Source organism: Streptomyces sp. NPDC001410 (assembly GCF_042895235.1).
Lineage (GTDB): Bacteria > Actinomycetota > Actinomycetes > Streptomycetales > Streptomycetaceae > Streptomyces.
The window spans coordinates 13,572-35,759 of the sequence record NZ_JBIAWE010000024.1 but is presented as its reverse complement, the minus strand read 5'-3'; the positions used below and the strand labels follow the sequence as shown (position 1 = coordinate 35,759).

The 22,188-nt window shown below is 70.6% G+C and carries 24 protein-coding genes; 8 read left to right on the top strand and 16 right to left on the bottom strand.

Annotated features, from left to right (window positions below):
• Positions 1-124: 124 nt before the first annotated feature.
• The gene (locus tag ACFY3C_RS39180) at positions 125-1,429 is read left to right on the top strand and encodes a cytochrome P450 (protein WP_390774232.1); all 1,305 of its coding nucleotides are present in this window, start codon (positions 125-127) and stop codon (positions 1,427-1,429) included.
• Between the two features lie 97 nt (positions 1,430-1,526).
• Here the strand turns inward: ACFY3C_RS39180 and ACFY3C_RS39175 are convergent, their stop codons facing one another.
• On the bottom strand, positions 1,527-1,883 hold the full coding sequence (locus ACFY3C_RS39175) for a carboxymuconolactone decarboxylase family protein (protein ID WP_390774231.1): 357 nt from the start codon (positions 1,881-1,883) through the stop codon (positions 1,527-1,529).
• Between the two features lie 204 nt (positions 1,884-2,087).
• Between ACFY3C_RS39175 and ACFY3C_RS39170 the strand changes: the two genes are divergently transcribed.
• Entirely contained in the window at positions 2,088-3,044 is a 957-nt protein-coding gene (locus tag ACFY3C_RS39170) for a hypothetical protein (RefSeq protein ID WP_390774230.1), read from the top strand.
• A 5-nt stretch (positions 3,045-3,049) separates the two neighbouring features.
• Positions 3,050-3,571: an RDD family protein gene (locus ACFY3C_RS39165; RefSeq protein ID WP_386580584.1), complete on the top strand. Its 522-nt coding sequence runs from the start codon at positions 3,050-3,052 to the stop codon at positions 3,569-3,571.
• Between the two features lie 17 nt (positions 3,572-3,588).
• Here ACFY3C_RS39165 and ACFY3C_RS39160 read toward each other — a convergent pair whose 3' ends face one another.
• Complete coding sequence (locus ACFY3C_RS39160) at positions 3,589-5,160, bottom strand: cellulose binding domain-containing protein (RefSeq protein ID WP_390774229.1); 1,572 nt, start codon at positions 5,158-5,160, stop codon at positions 3,589-3,591.
• 219 nt (positions 5,161-5,379) lie between these two features.
• On the opposite strand from ACFY3C_RS39160, the gene ACFY3C_RS39155 reads away from it, so the two are divergent.
• Both ACFY3C_RS39155 and ACFY3C_RS39150 read left to right on the top strand, forming a co-directional pair.
• Entirely contained in the window at positions 5,380-5,781 is a 402-nt protein-coding gene (locus ACFY3C_RS39155; RefSeq protein ID WP_390774228.1) for a DUF6153 family protein, read from the top strand.
• A gap of 253 nt (positions 5,782-6,034) precedes the next feature.
• Positions 6,035-6,658 carry a DUF305 domain-containing protein gene (locus ACFY3C_RS39150; RefSeq protein WP_390774227.1) on the top strand — a complete coding sequence of 208 codons (624 nt, stop codon included), beginning with the start codon at positions 6,035-6,037 and terminating at the stop codon, positions 6,656-6,658.
• Between the two features lie 47 nt (positions 6,659-6,705).
• On the opposite strand, the gene rocD is transcribed toward ACFY3C_RS39150, so the two are convergent.
• From rocD to ACFY3C_RS39110, 8 genes are all read right to left on the bottom strand, one after another.
• Entirely contained in the window at positions 6,706-7,935 is a 1,230-nt protein-coding gene (gene rocD / locus ACFY3C_RS39145; protein ID WP_390774226.1) for an ornithine--oxo-acid transaminase, read from the bottom strand.
• Entirely contained in the window at positions 7,935-8,744 is an 810-nt protein-coding gene (gene ddaH, locus ACFY3C_RS39140; RefSeq protein ID WP_390774225.1) for a dimethylargininase, read from the bottom strand. Before ddaH ends, rocD begins: the two co-directional genes overlap by 1 nt.
• Positions 8,745-8,908: 164 nt before the next feature.
• Positions 8,909-9,394, bottom strand: coding sequence for an Lrp/AsnC family transcriptional regulator (locus ACFY3C_RS39135; RefSeq protein WP_386580595.1), 486 nt, complete (start codon positions 9,392-9,394; stop codon positions 8,909-8,911).
• 37 nt (positions 9,395-9,431) lie between these two features.
• Complete coding sequence (locus tag ACFY3C_RS39130) at positions 9,432-9,599, bottom strand: hypothetical protein (RefSeq protein ID WP_386580597.1); 168 nt, start codon at positions 9,597-9,599, stop codon at positions 9,432-9,434.
• A 92-nt stretch (positions 9,600-9,691) separates the two neighbouring features.
• Complete coding sequence (locus ACFY3C_RS39125; RefSeq protein WP_390774224.1) at positions 9,692-10,642, bottom strand: cytochrome c oxidase assembly protein; 951 nt, start codon at positions 10,640-10,642, stop codon at positions 9,692-9,694.
• A 104-nt stretch (positions 10,643-10,746) separates the two neighbouring features.
• Complete coding sequence (locus ACFY3C_RS39120; protein WP_386580600.1) at positions 10,747-11,772, bottom strand: 6-phosphofructokinase; 1,026 nt, start codon at positions 11,770-11,772, stop codon at positions 10,747-10,749.
• Positions 11,773-12,010: 238 nt separating this feature from the next.
• Positions 12,011-12,739 carry a type 1 glutamine amidotransferase gene (locus ACFY3C_RS39115; RefSeq protein ID WP_386580602.1) on the bottom strand — a complete coding sequence of 243 codons (729 nt, stop codon included), beginning with the start codon at positions 12,737-12,739 and terminating at the stop codon, positions 12,011-12,013.
• Positions 12,740-12,760: 21 nt separating this feature from the next.
• Entirely contained in the window at positions 12,761-13,999 is a 1,239-nt protein-coding gene (locus ACFY3C_RS39110) for a MurT ligase domain-containing protein (RefSeq protein ID WP_386580604.1), read from the bottom strand.
• Between the two features lie 150 nt (positions 14,000-14,149).
• Between ACFY3C_RS39110 and def the strand changes: the two genes are divergently transcribed.
• Positions 14,150-14,704 (top strand): peptide deformylase, encoded by a 555-nt coding sequence (gene def, locus ACFY3C_RS39105; protein WP_386580606.1) that lies wholly within the window; start codon positions 14,150-14,152, stop codon positions 14,702-14,704.
• An 83-nt stretch (positions 14,705-14,787) separates the two neighbouring features.
• Here def and ACFY3C_RS39100 read toward each other — a convergent pair whose 3' ends face one another.
• Complete coding sequence (locus tag ACFY3C_RS39100) at positions 14,788-15,432, bottom strand: TetR family transcriptional regulator (RefSeq protein WP_390774223.1); 645 nt, start codon at positions 15,430-15,432, stop codon at positions 14,788-14,790.
• A gap of 183 nt (positions 15,433-15,615) precedes the next feature.
• On the opposite strand from ACFY3C_RS39100, the gene ACFY3C_RS39095 reads away from it, so the two are divergent.
• Positions 15,616-16,833 carry an acyl-CoA dehydrogenase family protein gene (locus ACFY3C_RS39095; RefSeq protein ID WP_390774222.1) on the top strand — a complete coding sequence of 406 codons (1,218 nt, stop codon included), beginning with the start codon at positions 15,616-15,618 and terminating at the stop codon, positions 16,831-16,833.
• 11 nt (positions 16,834-16,844) lie between these two features.
• Here ACFY3C_RS39095 and ACFY3C_RS39090 read toward each other — a convergent pair whose 3' ends face one another.
• Genes ACFY3C_RS39090 through ACFY3C_RS39080 form a run of 3 tightly spaced genes read right to left on the bottom strand, consistent with a single transcriptional unit; the run spans position 16,845 to position 19,649 of the window.
• On the bottom strand, positions 16,845-17,366 hold the full coding sequence (locus tag ACFY3C_RS39090) for a cupin domain-containing protein (RefSeq protein WP_386580611.1): 522 nt from the start codon (positions 17,364-17,366) through the stop codon (positions 16,845-16,847).
• 7 nt (positions 17,367-17,373) lie between these two features.
• Entirely contained in the window at positions 17,374-18,588 is a 1,215-nt protein-coding gene (locus tag ACFY3C_RS39085; RefSeq protein ID WP_390774221.1) for a cytochrome P450, read from the bottom strand.
• Positions 18,585-19,649: a type III polyketide synthase gene (locus tag ACFY3C_RS39080; RefSeq protein ID WP_386580614.1), complete on the bottom strand. Its 1,065-nt coding sequence runs from the start codon at positions 19,647-19,649 to the stop codon at positions 18,585-18,587. Before ACFY3C_RS39080 ends, ACFY3C_RS39085 begins: the two co-directional genes overlap by 4 nt.
• A 163-nt stretch (positions 19,650-19,812) precedes the next feature.
• Here ACFY3C_RS39080 and ACFY3C_RS39075 point away from each other — a divergent pair, with 163 nt between their 5' ends.
• Complete coding sequence (locus tag ACFY3C_RS39075) at positions 19,813-20,475, top strand: transcriptional regulator (protein ID WP_390774220.1); 663 nt, start codon at positions 19,813-19,815, stop codon at positions 20,473-20,475.
• Here ACFY3C_RS39075 and ACFY3C_RS39070 read toward each other — a convergent pair whose 3' ends face one another.
• Together ACFY3C_RS39070 and ACFY3C_RS39065 are read right to left on the bottom strand one after the other, a co-directional pair.
• Complete coding sequence (locus tag ACFY3C_RS39070) at positions 20,476-20,709, bottom strand: DUF6213 family protein (RefSeq protein WP_386580618.1); 234 nt, start codon at positions 20,707-20,709, stop codon at positions 20,476-20,478.
• A 25-nt stretch (positions 20,710-20,734) separates the two neighbouring features.
• Positions 20,735-22,120: an NADP-dependent succinic semialdehyde dehydrogenase gene (locus tag ACFY3C_RS39065; RefSeq protein ID WP_386580620.1), complete on the bottom strand. Its 1,386-nt coding sequence runs from the start codon at positions 22,118-22,120 to the stop codon at positions 20,735-20,737.
• Between the last annotated feature and the right edge of the window lie 68 nt (positions 22,121-22,188).

Sequence of the window (22,188 nt, the reverse complement as noted above, 5' to 3'; positions counted from 1 at the left end):
GCCGACGATGTCGGTCGGCGTCAGGGTGAATCGCGTTTTCCCGTTGCGCGTGGCGTCAATGCATTCCTGCGTTCCGGCGTTCAGCCGAATCGTGCCACTGCGGGAAAGAGAAGAAGGGCCGTCGATGACTCAGATGCAAGAGCAGGAGACCGCGGACGAGACAGCCCGGGCAGTGGATGCGGCATCCCGCGGTTGCCCCGAATACCGGTCCAACCCGCACCCTCTCTATCGGCATCTGCGGGAGAACGCGCCCGTGTGCCGTCTCACCCCGCCGCACGGTGTGGACTCGTACCTCATCACGGGGTTCGAGGACGCGAAGGCAGCTCTGGCCGACCCGCGGATCAGCAAGGACATGTACGCGGCCATCGATGCCTACCGTTCCATCTTCGGCGACTCCTCCATCGCCCTGGACGACAACATGCTGTTCGCCGACCCGCCGAAGCACACGAGGCTGCGCCGGATCGTCAACCGTGCCTTCGTCCCCCGCCGTATCGAGGCCCTGCGACCCCGGATCCAGGAGATCACCGACGGGCTGCTCGACAAGTGCTCCACCCTGCAGTCCGTCGATCTCCTGTCGGCCTTCGCCTTCCCGCTGCCCCTCCAGGTGATCTGCGAGCTGATCGGCGTCCCCGAGGAGGAGAGGGAGGAGGTCCAGCAGTGGTGCAGCGTCGTCGCGCGGACCGGTTTCAGCAAGAAGGACAAGGACCGGCTGGCCGAGGCCGAGACCGCGCTCCGGGAGTACTTCGAGGTCCTGATCGCCCGTAAGCGGAAGGCCCCCGAGGACGACCTGCTGAGCGTCCTCATCCAGACGCGGGACGAGCAGGAGTCGCTGACGGACGGCGAGTTGCTGTCCACGCTGTGGGTGCTGCTGTTCGCCGGCCACAAGACGACCGCCTACCTCATCGGCAACGCCGTCTTCACACTGCTCACGCATCCCGAGCAGCTCCAGCAGGTGATCGACTCGCCCGAACTCCTCCCGAACGCCATTGAGGAGATCATCCGCTTCGAGGGCTCGGTCGAGAACGCGACCTTCCGTCACGCGCTCGAGGACATCACCATCGCGGGGACGCTCATTCCCAAGGGCTCGCTGGTGCAGATCGCCGTCACCTCGGCCAACCGGGACGCCGCCGCGTTCGAGAGCCCCGACACCTTCGACATCGCCCGGCCGGGCGTGCAGAGCAACCATCTGGGATTCGGTACGGGCCCGCACTACTGCCTCGGCGCACCGCTGGCCAGGATGGAGATGCAGATCGCCCTGGCCTCGCTCTTCCGCCGCTTCCCGAAGCTCTCCCTGGCCCTGCCGGCCGACGAGGCCAAGTGGCTGACCGTGCCCTTCCCCGCGTTCCGCGGCCTGACCGAGCTGCCCGTCGCGCTGGACCCCTCCAGGGTTCTGGACGACTGGGCATCCGGGATGCCCGACATCGCGTGAGACTCAGGTAGAGCAACGGCTCGTCCCTCGGTCCGTCAGGTCGGCTTCGAACTGACGTCACCACACAGGCACAGGGACGAGCCGTTGTTGCCCGGGTTCAGGCGCTGTCCCGGCTCCGGGCCCCGGCCTCGGCGATGGACTGGGCCTCTGCATCGGCCAGGGCGATGGCCACGCCGAAGGCCTGGGCGATGTGGCCCGCGGCCGACATCACGCGCGCGGTGCCCACGACAGGGGCGATCGCCACGAGGACGTCCTGCAGCTGCTCCACGGTCAGTTCGGCCTTGACCGCCGGGTCGACGTGGGCGAGGTAGGAGATCGCCGGTGCGTCCATGGCCACCAGCGCGGCGATGCGGGTCAGGATGAGGGTGCGGGCGTCCATGCCGCAGCGTTCTATCGAGTCGATCGTCATGGCGGCCAGCGTGTCGAGAACGGGAGCGTCTGATGTGGTGGGCATGGGGGATCGCCTTCCGGAGTCTGCCGTCTGGGGCCCTTTCACCGTAGGCGGCCGCCCGGCGCCCTTTGCTCACCCGACGCGGGTGAGGCTGTCGGACGGCGGTGACCGTGATCCGGCCGGCGTGCACGCGCCGTCCGGTCGGCCGGGGCAGGTCACCCCTGGTGGGTGAGGGCGGGCCGCGGCCCGCGATGGTCCGATACCGGCATGAGCAGGTCCGTGGGCGACTCGCCCGCCTCCGCGCAGACGGGTGGGAGCGGCGACGACGGCCTCGTGGGCCCCGTACCACCGGGGGTGACGCGGCTGGTCCTGGGGCTGGCCGACCTGGCGTCGCAGGCCGTGTCCGCGGCTCGTTCCGGGACTCCGCGTCCGGTGGGTGCGCCGGCGCCCCTGGGCGACGCCCTGCTCGGATTCGCCCTGGAGGTGGAGCGGCGGTCGGTGTCCAGGGTCGTGGGCACGGCCGACCGGGCCGGGCGCTGGGCCGGCGCCGCGACCCGGCTGCTCGTGCCGTCGGCGGTGCGGGGTGCGGCGGACCGCCGCATCGCGTACTGGAGCGCGCGGGGAGCGGCGGAGCGGGAGCGGTCGCGGAACCAGGCCGGGGACCTGGCGCGGGCGCTCGTCCGGGCGGTGACGGCGGCCGTCGTGGCCGAGCTGGACCTCGACGCCGTGGCCGACCGTCTCGACGTGGACCGCGTGGCCCGGCGCGTCGACCTCGACGCCCTGCTGGCCCGGGTCGACCTCGACGCGGTCCTCGCCCGCGTGGACCTGGACGCCGTGCTGGCCCGGGTCGACGTGGACGCCCTGCTGTCCCGGATCGACCTCGACGCCGCCATCGACCGGATCGACGTGGACGCGGTGGCGGAGCGGCTGGACGTCGACCGGGTGGCCCGGCGCATCGACCTCGACGCGGTGCTGGCCCGGGTGGACCTGGCGGCGTACACCGAGCAGGTGCTGGAGGAGCTGGACGTCGGGCGGATCGTCCGGGACACCGGGGGCAGCATGACGGCGGAGACGCTGGACGCGTTCCGTGAGCAGAACGCCCGCGCCGACCGGTTCGTGGACCGGTTCACCGACCGGCTGCTGCATCGCGCCGGATCCCCTCCGGAGTCGGCCGACGGTGAGCCGCCGTCCGCCGGGGGACGCGAGGGACCGGAGGTGCCGTGACCTCGATGGCCCGTGCGCCCGGTCCGGCGGTCGCCCAGGGACTGCCGGCCGGGATCGTCACGCGTACCGTGGCCGCCGTCGTGGACGTCCTCGTCGTGCTCGGCGCGGTCGCGGTCGTTCAGTTCGGTTATGCGGCGCTGCGGTATCTGCTGCTGGGGCCCCCGTTCTCGGCGCCGCATCTCGGCCTGTGGGGCGCGACGGGATTCGGCTCCGCGCTCGCGGCCGTCTATCTCGCGGGCAGCTGGTGCACGGTCGGGCGCACCGTCGGTGACCAGATGATGGGCCTGCGGGTGACCGGCCGGTCCGGTGCCCGCCTCACTCTCGTCCCCGCCGTGCTGCGGGCCGTCCTGTACCTCCTCTTCCCGCTGGGACTGCTGTGGATCCCGGCCAGCAGGCGCCGGGCCTCCGTCCAGGACCTGCTGGTGGGCAGTGCCGTGGTGCACGACTGGTACGGCCACGCGCGGCCCCACCCCGGTCCGGCCGGCTCGCCCGGTCCACCGGGTCATGGCGCGGGCGAGCGGCCGTAGGCGGCACCGAGGACAGGTCAGCCGGTGTACGCCGCGAAGATCTTCGCGAACTCGTAGGGGGACTGCGGGACGTTCGTGCACTGGTACAGGGCCCCGGTGCAGGCGTTGCGGTCCCGGGTCGCCTCCCAGAAGGCCAGCTCCCCGAGGTGCTTGTCCTGCGCGAAGGAGACCAGTCGGCGGGCGTCGCTCTGGTCGTAGACGTGGCCGTCGTCGTTCTGACCGAGCATCGGAGTCACGCCGGTCATCGCCCACAGCTGGACGTCCGACCTGCCGGGGTAGAGCGACCGCAGCTGGGTGAAGGTGGACTGCGCGGCCTGGAGGGCGGCGTCGCCGTAGTCGACGCTCCGGTAGTAGTCCATGGCCATGAGGTTCACGAGGTCGAGGTCGACCCCGGCGTCCCGCGCCGCCTTGACCACGTTCAGGCCGTCCGAGGTCAGGCCCTCCGGGAGCACGGGGAGCGTGAGGGAGATCCGCAGCCCGGGGTGGGCCTGCTGCAGACGGGCCAGGGCCTGGGAACGGCGGCTGATCGAGGCCGGGTCGGCGACGGCCGCACCCTCGATGTCGAAGTCGACATAGGTCAGGTCGTACGCGTTCACGACCGCGTTGTACTCGGTGTAGAGGGAGTCCACCGAGTCGCAGGCCTGGGCCAGTTCGATGCCGGACGCGCCGCCGAAGGAGACCTTCACGTCACCGCCTTTCGCCCGGATCGCGTCGATCTGGTCCTTGGCCCAGCCGCCTCGCGGGTCATAGGCGTTGAACCACATGGCCTTGCAGCCGGAGGCGGTGACGAACGCCATGGTGTAGCTCTTGAGCCCGCTCGCGGAGGCCATGTCGGGCATGCTCGGGGTGGGCCACGCGCCCATGTCGATGTACGGAGCGGTGTGCACGCCGCCGCCCGGCTGGGTGCCCCCGGAGGCGGTCGTACCGCTGACCGCCGCGCTGTAGGCGGAGACGTTGCCCGCGGCGTCCCGGGCCCGCACGCGGAACGAGTAACTCGTGTTCGCCTGCAGCCCGGTGGCCGTGTACGAGGTTCCGGTCACCGTGACGGGTGTGCCGCCGTCGCGCGCGATGTCGTAGCCCGCGACGGATCCGGAGTCGTCCGTGGCGGCCGTCCACCGCAGGGTCAGCGACGAGCTGGACGCGGAGCCCACGGTCACCCCGCCGGGCACGCCTGGCGGGGCCGTGTCGCCCCCGCCCGAACCACCCGTGCAGGGCGCGCCGTTGAGCTGGCAGCCGGCCGGTGTGCCGGTGCCGCTCGACACCCACCCGAAGGTGGTGCTCGCGCCCGGCGCCAACGAGCCGTTGTACTCACGGTTCTTGAAGGTGTAGTGACTGCCGCTCCGGGTGAGCAGCGCGTCCCAGTACGAGCCGACCGTGGTGCCGGAGGGCAGGTCGAACTCGACGGTCCAGGCGGACACGGTCGTACTGCCGCCGTTGGTGAGGGTGTAGGCGCCCTGGTAACCGCCGTCCCAGGTCGAGGTCTTGGCGAACGACGCCGTGGCCGAGCCCGCGGCGAGTGCGGGCGGTGGGGTGAGGAGCAGGAGCAGTGCGCCGAGGAACAGGGCGACGAGTGCCGATGGTCTTCGCATCGCTGCCTCCACTGGGGGGTCGGGCGCCGGGTCGACGCGCGAGGCCGCACAGGATTGGGCCATGGATTGGTCCATACCAAGTGATGGCATGTACATATCGATTGGCTGGAACCGCGTCAAGGGCTCTGCGCCGTCCAGGACCTGACGGACCATGCCCGCGCGCTCGGACCGGCGGGGCCCCGGGCTCGTCCACCGACCGCGACCCATACGATGTCCCCGATGCACAGCACCGGACAGCACACCCGGCAACCGCCCCCGCGGCGGCTGCGCGCGCTGTTCGTGCTGGCGGTGCTGGCCGGGCTGCTGGGCATGCACGCCCTCGCGCCCGGCGGCGACGCGGGGCACGCGGAGCATTCCCGGGCCGCGCACACGAAGGCCGCGGTCATCGCCCAGGGCGACTGTCCCCAGGGCGCCGGACACTGTGGCGGCCATCGGATGCACCACGCCGATCCCACCTGCGCGTCCGGTGCCGTGAACGGCGGTCCGCAGCTGCCCGCGCTCGTACCCGACCCCGTGACCGCCCTCGCACCGACGACCGACCTGCGCTCGTGCGCGCTCACGGCGCCGGACGAGGCCCGTGCACCACCCTCCCTGGCGGAACTCCAACTCCTGTGGATCTAGGGCCTGTCTGACAATTCCCGCCTGCCCCGCGGCGTCTGGCACGCACGCTCGCCGCGTTGCCGAACCCCCCACGTGGCTCCGCCACGAGGGCGCTCCGGCGCCTTGCGATCGCACGCACCAGACGCCGCGGGGCCCGCCCTCCGGGCGGACGACGGGAATTGTCAGACAGGCCCTAGGCCGCGACGACCGCCTGCGCCGCGGTCGTCCCTCCACGCGCGCCCGAAGACAGCTTTCGAACAGCAGGAGTTCCCGTATGACCACCCGTACCCTGACGCGCCGCGCCGCCCTCGTCGCGGTGACCGGCGTCGCCTCCGTCGTCCTCGCGGCCTGTGACGGTGGCGGCGGCGACCACGCGGGCCACGGCACCCCGGCGAGCACGAGCGCCACCGCCACCGCCGCGGCGCACAACGCCCAGGACGTCGCCTTCGCGCAGGGCATGATCCCGCACCACCAGCAGGCCCTGGAGATGGCGCGGCTCGCCGACGGCCGGGCCTCCTCGGCCCAGGTGTTGGACCTCGCCACCCGCATCGAGAAGGCGCAGGACCCGGAGATCCGCACCATGACCGGCTGGCTGAAGACCTGGGGCGAGCAGATGCCGATGGCCGGCATGGACCACTCGGGTCACGCCGGCATGTCCGGAATGATGAGCGACGACGACATGGCCGCCCTCAAGAAGGCCACCGGCACGGACTTCGACACGAAGTTCCTGTCCCTGATGGTCGAGCACCACCAGGGCGCCGTCGAGATGGCCGAAGCGGAGAAGGGCAAGGGCCAGTACGGCCCCGCCGAGGGCATGGCCGACGACATCGTCAGCGCCCAGAACGCCGAGATCGAGGAGATGAAGCAGCTCCTCGGCAAGAGCGAGAGCAAGAGCTGACCGAGTGAGCAGGGGGCCGGCGGTACCCGTCCGGCCCCCTGCCCCCGTCACCGGCCGGCCGCGCCGAGCACCTTCTCCAGCGAGCCCAGCGCCGAGTGCAGCTCCTCGGCCGTGATGGTCAGCGGGGGCGCCAGCCGGATGGTGGAGCCGTGCGTGTCCTTGACGAGGACACCCTCCCGCATGAGGCGCTCGCTGATCTCACGGCCGGTGCCGATGGCCGGGTCGATGTCGACGCCCGCCCACAGCCCACGCGCGCGGAAGCCGGTCACGCCCCGGCCGACCAGCTCGGCCAGGCCGCTGTGCAGGACCTGACCCAGGTCGGTCGCCCGGCGCTGGAACTCGCCGGTCTCCAGCAGCTCGACCACCGCCGTGCCGACGGCCGCCGCCAGCGGGTTGCCGCCGAACGTGGAGCCGTGCTCGCCCGGGTGCAGCACACCCAGCACCTCGCGCCGCGCCACCACCGCCGACACCGGCACGATGCCGCCGCCGAGCGCCTTGCCGAGCAGCAGCACGTCCGGGACGACGCCCTCGTGCTCGACGGCGAGGGTACGGCCGGTGCGGCCGAGGCCGGACTGGATCTCGTCCGCGATGAACAGGCAGCCCTTGCGGCGCGTCAGCTCACGCACGCCGGCCAGGTAGCCGTCGTCCGGGATGACGACCCCGGCCTCGCCCTGGATGGGCTCGAGCAGCACCGCCGCCGTCGTCTCGTCGACCGCCTCCTCCAGCGCGGCCAGGTCGTTGTACGGCACGACCCGGAAGCCGGGCGTGAAGGGGCCGAAGCCGGCGCGGGCCGTCTCGTCCGTGGAGAAGCTGACGATCGTCGTCGTACGGCCGTGGAAGTTCTCCGCCGCGACCACGATCGTGGCCTGGTCGGCGGGGACGCCCTTCACGTCGTACGCCCACTTGCGGGCCACCTTGATGCCGCTCTCCACCGCCTCCGCGCCGGTGTTCATCGGCAGCACCATGTCCAGGCCGGTCAGCGCCGCGAGCCGCTCGGCGAACTCGGCGAGCCGGTCGTTGTGGAAGGCGCGGGAGGTGAGGGTCAGCCGGTCGAGCTGGCGGTGCGCGGCCTCGATCAGCGCCGGGTGCCGGTGGCCGAAGTTGAGGGCCGAGTAACCGGCCAGCATGTCGAGGTAGCGGCGGCCCTCGACGTCCTCCACCCAGGTGCCCTCGGCCCGGGCGACGACCACGGGCAGGGGGTGGTAGTTGTGTGCGAGGACCGGCTCCTCCGCCTTGATCAGGTCGTCGGACGTGCGCTCGTGCGCGGGTGCGGTCATCAGCGGATCTCCTGGGTGCAGCACTTGATGCCACCGCCGGCCTTGTGGAACTCCGACAGGTCGACGGGGACGGGGACGTAACCGTGGTCGGTCAGGCGCTCGGCCAGCGCCTCGGCCTTGGGAGCGATGAAGACGTGCCGGCCGTCGGACACGGAGTTCAGGCCGAACGCCATCGCGTCGTCGCGGGTGGCGAGCACCGCGTCCGGGTACAGGCGCTTGAGCACCTCCCGGCTCCCCGGCGAGAAGGCCTCCGGGTAGTAGACGATGTTGTCCTCGTCGAGGACGAACAGCGCCGTGTCCAGGTGGTAGAAGTACGGGTCCACCAGGGTCAGGCCGATCACCGGGTGGCCGAGGAACTCCTGCGCCTCGCGGTGGGCCTCACGGGTGGTGCGGAACCCGGTGCCGGCCAGCACGTACCGGCCGGTCCACACCAGGTCACCCTCGCCCTCGGTCACCGCCTCGGGCCGGTAGACGTCGTAGCCGGCCGACTTGAACCAGGTGTCGTAGTGGACCGACTCGGGGCGTCGCTCCGCGGCGTGGAACAGGGAGCCGAAGACCCGGCCGCCGACCACGAACGCCGCGTTGGCGGCGAACACCATGTCGGGCAGGCCCGGGACCGGGTCGACCGCCTCGACGGTGTGGCCGTGGGAGCGGTAGGTGCGGATCAGCTCCTGCCACTGCTCCTGGGCCAGATCCACGTCGACGGGCGTGTCGGGATGCATCCAGGGATTGATCGCGTACTGCACGGCGAAATGTCTGGGTTCGCAGACAAGGAAGCGCCGAGGGCGCGGCACACGGCTTTCGAGCACAGAGGGTTTCCTCCGCTTTCCTGCGCGTCACTGAGGGTTGGCACAACGGTAGGAAGGGACGGAGGCGGACGACAAGCGACGAAAGCTGCGTGCATGCGCAGCATCGCTGCGTTCTCATCAGGGAGAACGCACGAGAACTGCGCGCTTCGGGGTTTACTTCGCGATCATTCGGGTGCGGCGTGGGTCGCGCCCGCTTCCGGGCTTTCCGGGAGGAGGTGGGACAGCACCATCACACTGATCGTCTTCCGGATGAACGGTTCGGCACGGATCCGCTCCAGCACCTCCTCGAAGTGCTCCACGTCCCGCGCCCGCACGTGCAGCAGCGCGTCCGCGCCGCCGGTCACCGTCATGGCCGCCGTGATCTCCGGGTGGTTGCGCACCACCTCCGCCAGGCGCCGCGGCGGGGCCGCGCCCTCGCAGTACACCTCGACGTACGCCTCCGTGCGCCAGCCGAGCGCGGCGGGCTTCACGGTCGCCGTGAACCCGGTGACCACACCGGTCTCCCGCAGCCGGTCCACGCGCCGTTTGACCGCGGTGGACGACAGCCCGATCGCCGCGCCGATCTCGGCGAAGCTGGTCCTGGCGTTCGCCATCAGCGCGGTGATGATCTTCCGGTCGAGGTCGTCGAAGGAGGCAGCCCTGCTGTTCATGCGGGCACTGTAATCAGCCACGCCCGCGTCGAGCGTCCTACGACTGGGTGACGACCATGGCGAGCGTCAGCAGCATGAGCACCACCCATCCGAACCACAGCCAGCCGTTGCTGCCGAGTGCGACCGTGTAGGCCGTCACGACGACGAGCCCGCCGACGGTCATCGCCCCCATCGCCTTGGTGGAACCGTTCGTGGAACCGGGCATCGCGACACCCTCCTCATGGTCCGTCCTCGACCATGGTGCCCCGAATACCGCGCGAACGGCATACCGCGGAGTCGGCTCTCGATACCGCGGACTCAGCTCTGGCGCGCGTTGAGCGAGGCCAGGTAGGCGTTGTACGCCTCCAGCTCCTTGTCGCCGTCCCGGTCGGCGGCCCGGTCCTTGCGCTTGGCCTGCCGCTGCTCGGAGCCGTACCACTGGAACAGCAGCGCGATCAGCACCAGCACGGACGGGATCTCACTGAACGCCCAGGCGATGCCGCCGGCCGCGTTCTGGTCGGAGAGCGCCTCGATGCCGAGCGAGGCGGGCGGGTGCTTGAACGTCTCGACCATCGGCTCCGACCCCATCATCAGCGCGATGCCGAAGAAGGCGTGGAACGGCATGCCCGCGAACAGCTCCAGCATCCGCATCAGGTGACCCGGCCGGTGGGGCCCCGGGTCCACGCCGATGATCGGCCAGAAGAAGGACACGCCCACGGCGAGGAAGTGCACCATCATCGCGATGTGCCCGGCCCTCGACCCCATCAGGAAGTCGAAGAGCGGGGTGAAGTACAGCGCGTACAGGCTCGCGATGAACATCGGGATCGTGAAGGCCGGGTGGGTGATGATCCGCATGTACCGGCTGTGCAGCAGCGCCAGCAGCAGCTCACGCGGCCCCTTGCGGCCCCTGCCGGCCACCGGCAGCGCGCGCAGCGCCAGCGTGACCGGCGCGCCCAGCAGGATCAGGATCGGCGACAGCATGCTGATGACCATGTGCTGCACCATGTGCACGCTGAACATGACCATGCCGTAGTCGTTCAGCCCGGTGCACATCACCAGCCCGATGGTCAGCACACCGACGACGTACGACACCGTACGGGCCACGGACCACGTGTCCCCGCGCCGCCGCAGCCGCACCACGCCCCAGCCGTACAGGGCCAGCCCGGCCAGACAGGCGACGAGAAAGAAGGGGTCCGCCGACCACTGGAGCCCCCGCCCCAGCGTGAACGGCGGCAAGTCCATCATCGTGCCGTGCCCGCTGTGATCCATCCGGCGGCTCCTGATTCGTGGGGGTTGTGCGCGTCTGTCCGCCCCCAAGAGTAGAACCGCCCCCGGTCACGGCTGTGACCGGGGGCGGGTTGTCCTCGGCTGAACTACAGGACGCACTCCGCCTCGTCGTACCGCTCGGCGGGAACCGTCTTCAGCGTCTCCACGGCCTCGGCGAGCGACACCATGACGATGTCGGTGCCGCGCAGCGCGGTCATCATGCCGAACTCCCCGCGGTGCACGGCCTCCACCGCGTGCCAGCCGAACCGCGTGGCCAGCACCCGGTCGTACGCCGTGGGCGTCCCGCCCCGCTGCACATGCCCGAGGATCACCGGCCGCGCCTCCTTGCCGAGCCGCTGCTCCAGCTCGATCGACAGCTGCCGGGCGATCCCCGCGAAGCGCTCGTGGCCGTAGACGTCCTTGCCGCCCTCGTCGAACTCCATGGAGCCGGGCCGCGGCTTGGCGCCCTCGGCGGCGACCACGATGGCGAACCGCTTGCCCGCCTCGAACCGCTCACCGACGCGCGCGGCCAACTCCTCGATGTCGAAGGGCCGTTCCGGCACGACGATGGCGTGGGCGCCGGCCGCCATGCCGGAGTGCAGCGCGATCCAGCCGGTGTGCCGGCCCATGACCTCCACGACCAGCACACGCTGGTGGGACTCGGCGGTGGTCTTCAGCCGGTCCAGGGCCTCGGTGGCGACACCGACCGCCGTGTCGAAACCGAAGGTGACGTCCGTGACGGCGATGTCGTTGTCGATGGTCTTCGGGACGCCGACGACGGGCAGGCCGTTGTCCGACATCAGCCGGGCCGCCTTCAGCGTGCCTTCGCCGCCGATCGGGATGATCGCGTCGAGGCCCAGTTCCGCGACATGGCCCTTGGCCCGCTCCACACCGTCGCGCAGGTGCGAGGGCTGGACCCGGGAGGAGCCGAGGATGGTGCCGCCGCGGGCCAGGATGCCGCCCACGGCGTCGAGGTCGAGCTTCATGTAGTCGCATTCCAGGAGGCCCTTCCAGCCGTCCCGGAAACCGATGACCTCGTCGCCGTGGTCGGCGACGGCACGGTGCACGACGGACCGGATGACGGCGTTCAGGCCGGGGCAGTCGCCGCCGGACGTGAGGACACCAATGCGCATAGCCCGAAATACCTTCTCAACGTGGGCCGGAAAACCGGACCACGTCGTCCGGCGGATTCCCGGCCACCCTACCGGCGGGAGGGGGTGGTTCCGTAGCGGGCGTCCGCCTGCTGGACGCGCCCGCACATGTGAGCGGACGGCCCGTCAGGCGGGCCCACTACGAGCCTGCCGGGAACCGCTGAGACGGCGCTGAGACGGTGCTGAAGCGACGTTTACGCAGGCTGCTGCGCTGCTGTGTTCACGCAGGCTGCTGCGCAGCCGCGATGCGCTCGTTGCGGAGCGCGTCGTACCAGCGGTCGTCGATCGGAGGCAGCGCGTTGACGTCGAGCGCCAGCTTCAGCAGCAGGTCGGCGATCAGCGGGTTACGGGCCAGCACGGGGCCGTGCATGTACGTGCCGAAGACCGTCCCGTTGTACGCGCCCTCGGTGCCGTCCCCGGTGCCGTTGCCCTTGCCGATCTTCACCCGGGCGAAGGGGCGGGCCGTGGCCCCGAGGTGGGTGACGCCCTGGTGGTTCTCGAACCCGGTCAGCTCGGGGAGGCCGAGCTGCGGGTCGATGTCCCCGAGGACGTCGCCGACGCACCGCTCGCCCTCGCCGCGCACCGAGACCACGTCCAGCAGGCCGAGGCCCGGCTCGCGCTGGCCGAGGTCGTTGATGAACTCGTGGCCGAGGATCTGGTAGCCGGCGCACACGGAGAAGACGATCGCGCCGTTCTCCACCGCGCGCTGCAGATGGCCGTCGCGGCGCAGCCGCTCGGCCGCGAGCCGCTGCGGCCGGTCCTCGCCGCCGCCGATCAGGTAGATGTCACCGGAGGTCGGGATCGGCTGGTCGCTGCGCACGTCCAGCCGGGCCACGTCCAGGCCGCGCTGCCGGGCCCGCCGCTCCACGACGAGGGCGTTGCCCTGGTCGCCGTAGGTGCTCAGCAGGTCGGGGTAGATCCACACCAGCCGCAGTTGGTTGTCGCTCATGAGGTGATCGCCCTTCGAAGATCAGTTGCCGACGCGGCGGCGCAGGTCCTGGAACGCGGTGTAGTTCGCGATGACCTCGATCCGGCCCGGCGGGCACATCTGCACGGCCTGATCGAGGTTCTCGCAGACCTGGAAGTGCTGGTTCGCGACCTCCAGACGGACGGCGAGGTCCAGCTTCCGGTCGCCGATGACGAAGATCGGGTGGCCGGTCAGCCGCGTGTAGTCGACGTCCCACAGCCAGGAGGTGTCGGTGCCGTCGGCGCCGCGGGCGTTCACGGAGAGGATCACCGGGGCGGGCGGCGGGTCGATCAGGGAGAACGTCTCCAGCCAGCCGGCCGGGTTCTTCGCCAGCAGCAGCCGCAGGTCACGGCCCTCGAACTGGACGACGTCGTAGCGTCCCGCGACGGCCTGCACCTGGTACATGCGCTCCAGGGCGACCTGGGGCGGCACCCCGAAGACGGCGGCGACGGCCGCGGAGCTGGCCGCGTTCGCCTTGTTGGCGCGACCCGGCAGCTGCAGGTGGATCGGCCAGGCGGACCCGTGCGGATCCAGCACATGGTCCCCGGACAGCGCCCAGGTGGGCGTCGGCCGGCGGAAGCCGCACTCGCCGCAGAACCAGTCGTCACCGGGGCGCTGCATCACGCCACCGCAGGACGGGCAGGACCAGGCGTCGTCCTTCCACATCTGCCCGGCTGCGACCCAGATCACATTCGGGGACGAGGAGGCGGCCCAGACCACCAGCGGGTCGTCGCAGTTGGCGACGACGACGGCCTTGGTCCCGGCGAGGCCCTCGCGCCAGTTCTCGGCGAGCATCCGGGTCTCGGCCGCGCGGTCCAGCTGGTCGCGCGAGAGGTTGAGCAGCGCGATGCACTTCGGGTCGGTGTCCCGGGCGACGCCGGCCAGGTACTTCTCGTCGACCTCGATGACGGCGAACTTGGCGTCCGAGCCCCCGGCCAGTGCCGACGTGATGCCGGCCGGCATGTTCGCGCCGAGCGCGTTCGAGACGACCTCGCCCGCGGCCCGCAGGGCCTCCGCGATCAGCCGCGTGGTCGTGGTCTTGCCGTTGGTCGCCGAGACCAGGACGACGTCCAGGTTCTGGGCGAGCCGGGCGAGGAGGTCGGGGTCGAGTTTGAGTGCGACCCGGCCGCCGATCACCGATCCGCTGCCGCGTCCCGCGGCGCGGGACGCCGCTGCGACCGCCTTGCCCGCGGTCACGGCCAGCTTGGCCCGCGGCGTGAGCGGGTCCGAGTTGCCTGCCATCAGTTCTCGATCCTCCTTGCGTACGCGCCGCGCCTGGGGCCATCCGGCTACGTGGTGTGGGCCTCAGCCTATCGAGATCCATTCGCACACCCGAATCCCGGCCCATGCCTGGCGGCGGGCATGAACTGAACGAACCGTACCCTTGCCGCCATGCGACACGGCTCGATCCCGGGCGCCCACGGGCGCGTCCGGCCTCTTTCCCTGCTCCACGACCCCGTCCTGCACGGGCCCTGCCGGGCCGTCACGGACTTCGGCCCCGAACTGGCGGCGCTCGTGGAGGACTTGTTCGCGACCATGTACGCGGCCCAGGGGGTGGGCCTGGCCGCGAACCAGATCGGCGTGCCGCTGCGGGTGTTCGTCTACGACTGCCCCGACGACGAGGACGTCCGACATCTCGGACATGTCGTGAACCCGCGCCTGGTGGAGGCGGACGGCGTGGTGATCCGCGGCCCGGAGGGCTGTCTGTCCCTGCCGGGCCTGGAAGCGGGCACGGAACGCTACGACCACGCGGTCGTCGAGGGCCTCACCGCGACCGGAGAGCCGATCACCGTGCACGGCACGGGTTTCTTCGCCAGGTGCCTGCAGCACGAGTCGGACCACTTGGAGGGCACGGTGTACGCCGACCACATCAAGGGCTGGCGCCGCCGCAGACTGATGAGACAAATCTCGCGATCTTCGTGGCACCGGGAAACCGGTCCCGCCTGAAGGGGCGCGGGGCTGTGTTCAACCTGCGGCTCCGCCGCGCGGGCGCGACCGGCCCCCACGCACCCGCACCCGAATCGTGACCGTCAGAACCCCGGACCGCCCATTTTGTCCCCGGCTGCCGCAAGGCGACCCCACAGCAGATCGGCGAGAGACCTCACCAACTCGGCCCGGGAGCACGGCCGCTCGCCGAGCCACCAGTCCCCGGCCGCATGCATCATTCCGACGATCCCGTGCCCCCAGACCCGGGCGAGCTGCTGACTCCCGGGCCCGAGGTCCAACCGCTCCTCGATGACCTGAGCCAGCTCCTCGCCCATCCGCCGAAGCAGCGGGGCCGAGTGCTTGCCGACGTCGAAGCCCGGTTCGCCTCCCTGGCTTCCCTCCGCCGGATGCATGAGGAAGCGATACACCTGAGGTCGTGCCTCGATCGCCGCGAGGTAGGTGTCCAGCGTGGACTCGACGCGCTCCCGCCGCTCGGCCGGGGCGTCCAGTGCCGCCCGCAGCGAGTCGAGCAGGGCGTCCGTGTGCCGCTTGGCCAAGGCCGCGTACAGCCCGCCCTTGTCGCCGAAGTGGCGGTAGAGGATCGGCTTGGTGATGCCGGCCTCCGCGGCGATGGCGTTCATCGAGGCCTGCGGACCTTCACGCAGAACGACTCGGTCCGCCGCCTCCAGCAGCTCGCGCCGTCGGCGGTCGGCGGACCGCTGTTGATCGGTCCGCTGCGTGGTGTCCATGTGCTCTCCCCACCCGTGCTGATTCGGTGACGCCTGCGCAAACTAACACTGTCCACGCCCCTGACATCGAACGGGATGCCGAGGAGTCATCGGGAGTTGACTTTTCCTACCGGTCGGTAACACACTCGTGTTACCGCCAGTAACACCACTGGTAACACCGTATGCGCCGCCGCTGGAGGGGACATGGCCGAGTTCACCATGGAGCTCAACGACGAACAGAAGGAGGTCCGGGACTGGCTGCACGGTTTCGCCGCCGACGTCATCCGCCCCGCGGCCGCCGAATGGGACGAGCGTGAGGAGACTCCCTGGCCGGTCATCCAGGAGGCCGCGAAGGTAGGCATCTACTCCCTCGACTTCTACGCGCAGCAGTACTTCGACCCCACCGGCCTCGGCATTCCGATGGCCATGGAGGAGCTGTTCTGGGGCGACGCGGGCATCGCCCTCTCCATTGTGGGCACCGGCCTGGCCGCCGTGGGCGTTCTCGCCAACGGAACCGAGGAGCAGATCGGTACCTGGATCCCCCAGATGTACGGCGACGCGAACGACGTCAAGGTCGCCGCGTTCTGTTCCTCCGAGCCCGACGCCGGCTCCGACGTCGCCTCGATGCGCACGCGTGCCGTGTACGACGAGGCCAAGGACGAGTGGGTGATCAACGGCACGAAGACCTGGGCGACCAACGGCGGCATCGCGGGCGTTCACGTCGTCGTCGCGGTCGTCGACCCGGAGCTGGGCTCCAAGGGTCACGCCTCCTTCATCGTCCCGCCGGGCACGCCGGGGCTGTCCCAGGGGCAGAAGTTCAAGAAGCACGGCATCCGTGCCTCGCACACCGCCGAGGTCGTCCTGGAGAACGTCCGCGTTCCCGGCTCCTGCCTGCTCGGCGGCAAGGAAAAGCTGGACGAGCGGCTCGCCCGGGCGAAGGCCTCCGGCGGTGAGCGGGTCAGGAACGCGGCGATGGCGACGTTCGAAGCGAGCCGGCCTGCTGTCGGCGCGATGGCTGTCGGCACCGCTCGGGCTGCCTATGAAGTCGCCCTTGATTACGCCCGGACGCGGGAGCAGTTCGGGCGGCCGATCATCGACAACCAGGGTGTCGCCTTCCAGCTCGCGGACATGCGCACGCAGATCGACGCCGCGCGGCTGCTCGTGTGGCGCGCCTCCTGGATGGCGGTCAACGGCAGGCCGTTCACCGCGGCCGAGGGCTCCATGTCCAAGCTGTTCGCCAGCGAGACCGCGAAGAGGGTGACCGCGCAGGCGATCCAGATTCTGGGCGGCAACGGGTACACCAGGGAGTACCCGGTGGAGCGGATGCACCGGGACAGCGCGATCTACACGATCTTCGAGGGTACGAGTGAGATTCAGCGGCTGGTGATCGCGCGGACCTTGTCGGGGATGCCGATTCGGTAGCGCTCACGGAATCACCTGTGCCTGAGCGGAGTCAGCTGCTGGATGTCGTACTTGGCGCGTAGTTCCTCTATCGCCTCCTGATCCGGCGGCCCCCCGCTCCCCAGGATCTCCAGCAGCTCCTCGAAGTAGCGCTCGTGATCGGGCGGCGGACTCGCCTGGAAGAACATCTTCGCCGGTGTGTCCGTCGGGTTCGCGAACGCGTGGGGGCATCCCGGTGGTACGACGATCACCGTGCCCGGGGTTGCCCGTACCACTCGGCTGCCCGAACTCGACTCCCACTTCTGCCAGTTGTCGGGGGTGCGGACGCGCGGCTCGAAGGCGAGCACGTCCAGCTCGCCGTCGAGGACGTAGAACAACTCCTCGCTGCGCGTGTGCACATGGGCACCGACGTCGAAGCCCGGCGGGACCTCCACCTCGAAGGTGGAGGCCATCCGCGAATGGGTGCCGGTGACCTTGAACGTCACGCGCTGGGCGGACGTCGCGACGACGCGGCCATGGCCCGGAGGCACGAGCAGTCCCTCGGTCGTCGTCATCGGTCGCTCACCACGTCACGGGCAGGGCCTCGGGCCCGCGGATCAACGCGCCCTTCCGGAAAGCCACCTGTCCGGGCGGTACGGCGAGCCGCAGGCCCGGCAGCCGGTCCAGCAGGGCGTCCACCAGGAGTTCCGCTTCCAGCCGCGCCAGCATGCCGCCGGGGCAGTAGTGCGGGCCGAAGCCGAACGCCACGTGCGGGTTGGGGCTGCGGGAGAAGTCGATGGTCTCCGGGTCGGTGAAGACGTCCGGGTCGCGGTTGGCGGCCAGGTAGGAGACGTAGACCGCGTCGCCCGCGCGGATGCGTACGCCCCTGATCTCCACGTCCTCCAGGGCGATCCGGGAGAGGCCGACGGCGTTGCGGTGCGGGATGTAGCGCAGCAGCTCGTCGATCGCCTTCGGGCGGATCCCCGGATCGGAGCGCAGCCGTTCGACCAGGTCGGGGCGGGTCAGCAGCAGGTAGAACAACTGCCCGCTGTTGTTGGTGACCGCCTCGCCGCCGATCTGGAGGAGGCCGGCGAGGCCGACGGCCTCCTCCGGGGTGACCTCGCCCCGGCCCACGGCGGCGCCGAGCAGCGAGGTGACGTCCTCGGCCGTGCTGCCCTCGCGCAGCCCGATGAGGTCGGAGAAGTAGGCACTCATCTCGCGCTTGGCCTTCTCGCTGGCCTCCTTTCCGTGCGCGGAGGATAGGATCAGCTGGGTCCAGGTGTGCATGTCGTGCCGGTCGCCCGCCGGGACGCCCATCAGCTCGCAGATCACCGCGATCGGGAAGGGGCTGAGGATCGTCGCCGTCAGGTCGGCGGGCGGGCCGTCCTGGAGGAGTTCGTCGACCAGCTCGTCCAGCAGGTCGCGCGCCTGCTCGCGGATCCGCTCCACGCCCTTCGCGGTGAACGCGGCGGCGACCGAGCGGCGCAGCCGGGTGTGGTCGGGCGGGTCCAGGAAGCCGACCGCGCCCCGGTCCGGGACGTAGTGCGGGGCGAGCCGGGTCACCTGCCTGCCCATGACCGCCTCGCGGCCGAAGCGGGGGTCGTTGGCCACCATGCGCACGTCGTCGTACCGGGTGACCAGCCACGCCCAGCCCTCGCCGTTGGCCAGCTGGACGCGGGTGACCGGGCCCTCGCGCATCAGGTCGGCCAGCACCGGGTCGAAGTCCGTCCCGGTCAGATCGACGGCCGGCCAGTGCCGGATCGGGGGCAGGATCCCGGTGAGGGTCTCCTCGCTCATCGCGCCATCCCGCCGTCCTTGACCCAGCGGCCCACGGTCATCTCGGCGGTGATGCCGGGACCGAACCCGGCGAGCAGCCCGCGCGCCCGGTGCTCGGCACCGCCCTCGTCGAACAGCCGGCGCAGCGCGTCCAGGACGACGGCGCTGGCGATGTTGCCGTACTCGGTGAGCGTGGCCCGGCTGAACCGGAAGGCGTGCGGGTCGACCTGGAGGAACTTGCTGAGGTCGTCGAGTATTCGGGGACCGCCCGCGTGGATGATGTAGAAGTCCAGGTCGGCGGCGTCCCAGCCGTGCGTGCCCGCGAGGTCCTGGAGCGCCGGAGCGAGCGGCTCCATGGTGGTCGGCACCCGCTTGTCCAGCAGGAAGTGGAAGCCGGTGGCCCGGACGTCGTACGCGATCCAGTCCTCGGTCTTGGGGATCAGGTACGAGCCGTTGCGCTCCAGATGGACGCCCGTGCCGCCCCGGCCCCGCACCACGGCCGCGGCGATGCCGTCGCCGAACAGGCCGTTGGACAGCAGCGAGCCGACGCCGAGGTCGGTGGGCTGGTAGCACAGCGAGCAGAACTCGCAGGCCACGATGAGGACGTTGCCCTCCGGGTAGGCCGAGCAGAAGTCGTGGGCCCGGTTGATGGCCGCGCCGCCGGCCGCACAGCCCAACTGGGCTATGGGGAGCTGGCGGGTGTTGGACGGGAAGTCCATCTCGTTGATCAGCCACGCGGTCAGCGAGGGCATCATGAAGCCCGTGCACGACACGTAGATGATGACATCGATGTCGGAGGTCAGGATCTCCGCGTCGTCGAGCGCGCGCTGGATCACCGCGGGGACACGGGCCTTCGCCTCCGCCTCGTAGAGCTTGTTGCGCTCCTCGAACCCGGGGTGTTTCAGGGTCTCCTCGATGGGCTGCACGATGTGCCGGGTGCGGACGCCCGTGTTCTCGATCAGCCGGAGGGCCAGCGGCAGCTGGGGGTGGTCCGCGTGGTGCGTACGTGCCAGCTCCAGCGTCTCCTCCATCGTGATCACGTGTTCGGGTACGGACACCGAGGGTCTGCACAAAGTCGCCATGAGCCGTCCCTGCTTTCGCCGTCCGGCGGACTCGCGCCCGCCGGTCAGAAGGTGGTCCACCCAGGTTCACCCGAGGGGGCGACGATCTCTCGTCGGGTTACTCCGAATCGGGGACAAGGGGTAGGGATCGGACCTCAAGCCCGTACCACCCTCGGAGGCCCCGATGACGTCCAAGGCCGCAGAACTACTGGCCACCACGACCGCCCAACTCGCCCCGAACCCGCGGACCAACCCCCTCGTCCCGCTGATCGCCGTGGGCGAGGTGAGCCGCGAGACCCTCGCCGCCCTGGCCCTGGAACAGCGGTGGGTGATCGCCGCGGACCAGCGCGCCTTCGTACACCTGGCCGAGCGCGCGGCCGACTCCCGCACCGCGGCCGCCTTCTTCACCGCGCTCGCCGAGGGCGAGACGCTCGCGGGGGAGCATCTGACCGCGTTCGCGGGGGCATCCGGCGTGACCGAGGAGCAGACGCACACATACGTTCCCCGCCCCGGCTGCCAGGCCTACCCCGCCTACGTCTCCTGGCTCGCCCTCAACGCCTCCCCGGCCGACGCGATCCTGGCTCTCACCGCCAACTTCTCGGCGTGGGGCGGCTATTGCGCCCGTATCGCCGAAGGCCTGCGCCACCACTACGGCTTCTCGGACGAGGCCTGCGCCTTCTTCGACTTCTTCGCGCAGCCGTCCCCCGACCTGGACGCACAGGCGACGGCGGCGGTGGCGGCGGCACTGGAATCCGGCCACCTGAACACAGACCTCGCGCACACCTACGGACGCCTGCTCCAGTCCTACGAGGCGATGTTCTGGAACTCGCTGAGGGAAACTCCCTAGCTACGGCGCCCCGCTGCTGTGCGCGATACAAGCCACGTCGATACGATCCGCAAGCTTCGCCAGCTCAATGGTCAACGCGGCGACCGTATCCTCGTCGAGCCCCTGCTCCCCGGCCTCGACAAGATGCAGCCACCGCCCACCCACGGTCCGCAACAACTTACTCACGTCGGCCGCCGCCACCTGCAGGGCACCGCGGTCGTCGACGATCAGAGGCAGGGTCACTTCGCGGTTCACAAACGGGATGGTAGCCGCGCAGTCCTCACGCACCCTGCCAAACCGTGGTGATGTTGCAGAACTCCCGGATTCCGTGCCCGGACAGCTCACGCCCGTACCCGGAACGCTTCACACCACCGAACGGGAACGCCGGATGGGAGGCGGTCATCCCGTTGACGAACACGCCACCCGCCTCCAGATCCCGGGCGAACCGCTCCACCTCGTTCTCGTCCCGCGTCCACACGTTCGAACTCAGCCCGAAGAAGGAGTCGTTCGCGATCAGGATCGCCTCGTCCAGGTCGCCGGCCCGGTACAGCGTGGCGACCGGCCCGAACGCCTCCTCACGGTGGATGCGCATCTCCCGGGTGATGCCCGCCAGGACGGTCGGCGGGTAGTACCAGCCCGGCCAGTTCGGGCGTTCCCCGCCGCACAGCACCTGGGCGCCGCTGCGCTTCGCGTCGTCGACCAGCTCCTCCAGGTCGGCCCGCCCCTGCTCGGTGGAGAGCGGCCCGATCTCGGTGCTCTCCTCCAGCGGGTCACCGATCTTGAGCGCCTTCATGCCCGCGACGAACTTCTCGGCGAACGCGTCGTACGCGTCGGTGTGCACGATGAACCGCTTGGCCGCGATGCAGGACTGTCCGTTGTTCTGCACCCGCGCGGTCACGGCGACCTGCGCCGCGCGGTCGAGGTCGGCGGAGGGCATGACGACGAACGGGTCGCTGCCGCCCAGCTCCAGCACCGTCTTCTTGATCATCTCGCCGGAGGTGGCGGCGACGGCCCGCCCGGCCGGCTCGCTGCCCGTGAGCGTCGCGGCCTTCACCCGCTCGTCGCGCAGGATGCCGTCGACCGCTCCCGAGCCGACCAGCAGCGTCTGGAAACAGCCCTCCTTGAAGCCCGCCCGGTGGAACAGGTCCTCCAGGTACAGGGCCGTCTGGGGGACGTTCGAGGCGTGCTTGAGCAGGCCCACGTTGCCCGCCATCAGCGCGGGCGCGGCGAAGCGGATCACCTGCCACAGGGGGAAGTTCCACGGCATCACCGCGAGGACGGGCCCGAGCGGCCGGTAGCGGACCCGGACCCGCGAGGCGCCGGAGTCCCGCACGTCCGCCTCGGCCGGTTCCTCTTCGGTGAGCAGTCCCTCGGCGCGTTCGGCGTACCAGCGCATCGCCTTGGCGCACTTCGCGGCCTCCGCGCGGGCCTGCTTGACCGGCTTGCCCATCTCGGTGGTCATGACCCGGCCGATCTCCTGCTGGTCCTCGTCCAGCAGGTCGGCGGCCTTGTTCAGCAGTCGGGCGCGTTCGGCGAACGTGGTCGTCCGGTACGTGCGGAATGTCGCCTCGGCGAGCTGGAGCCGGCGTTCGAGCTCCTCCTCACCCATGGACTCGTACGTCTTGAGCGTCTCGCCGTTCGCCGGGTTCACCGTCGCGATGGGCATGGCTGACCTCCCTGGGAGCGGGCTTGCTTCGACCTTCGCGCGCGGCGGTGCCGCACGCAACGCGTAGC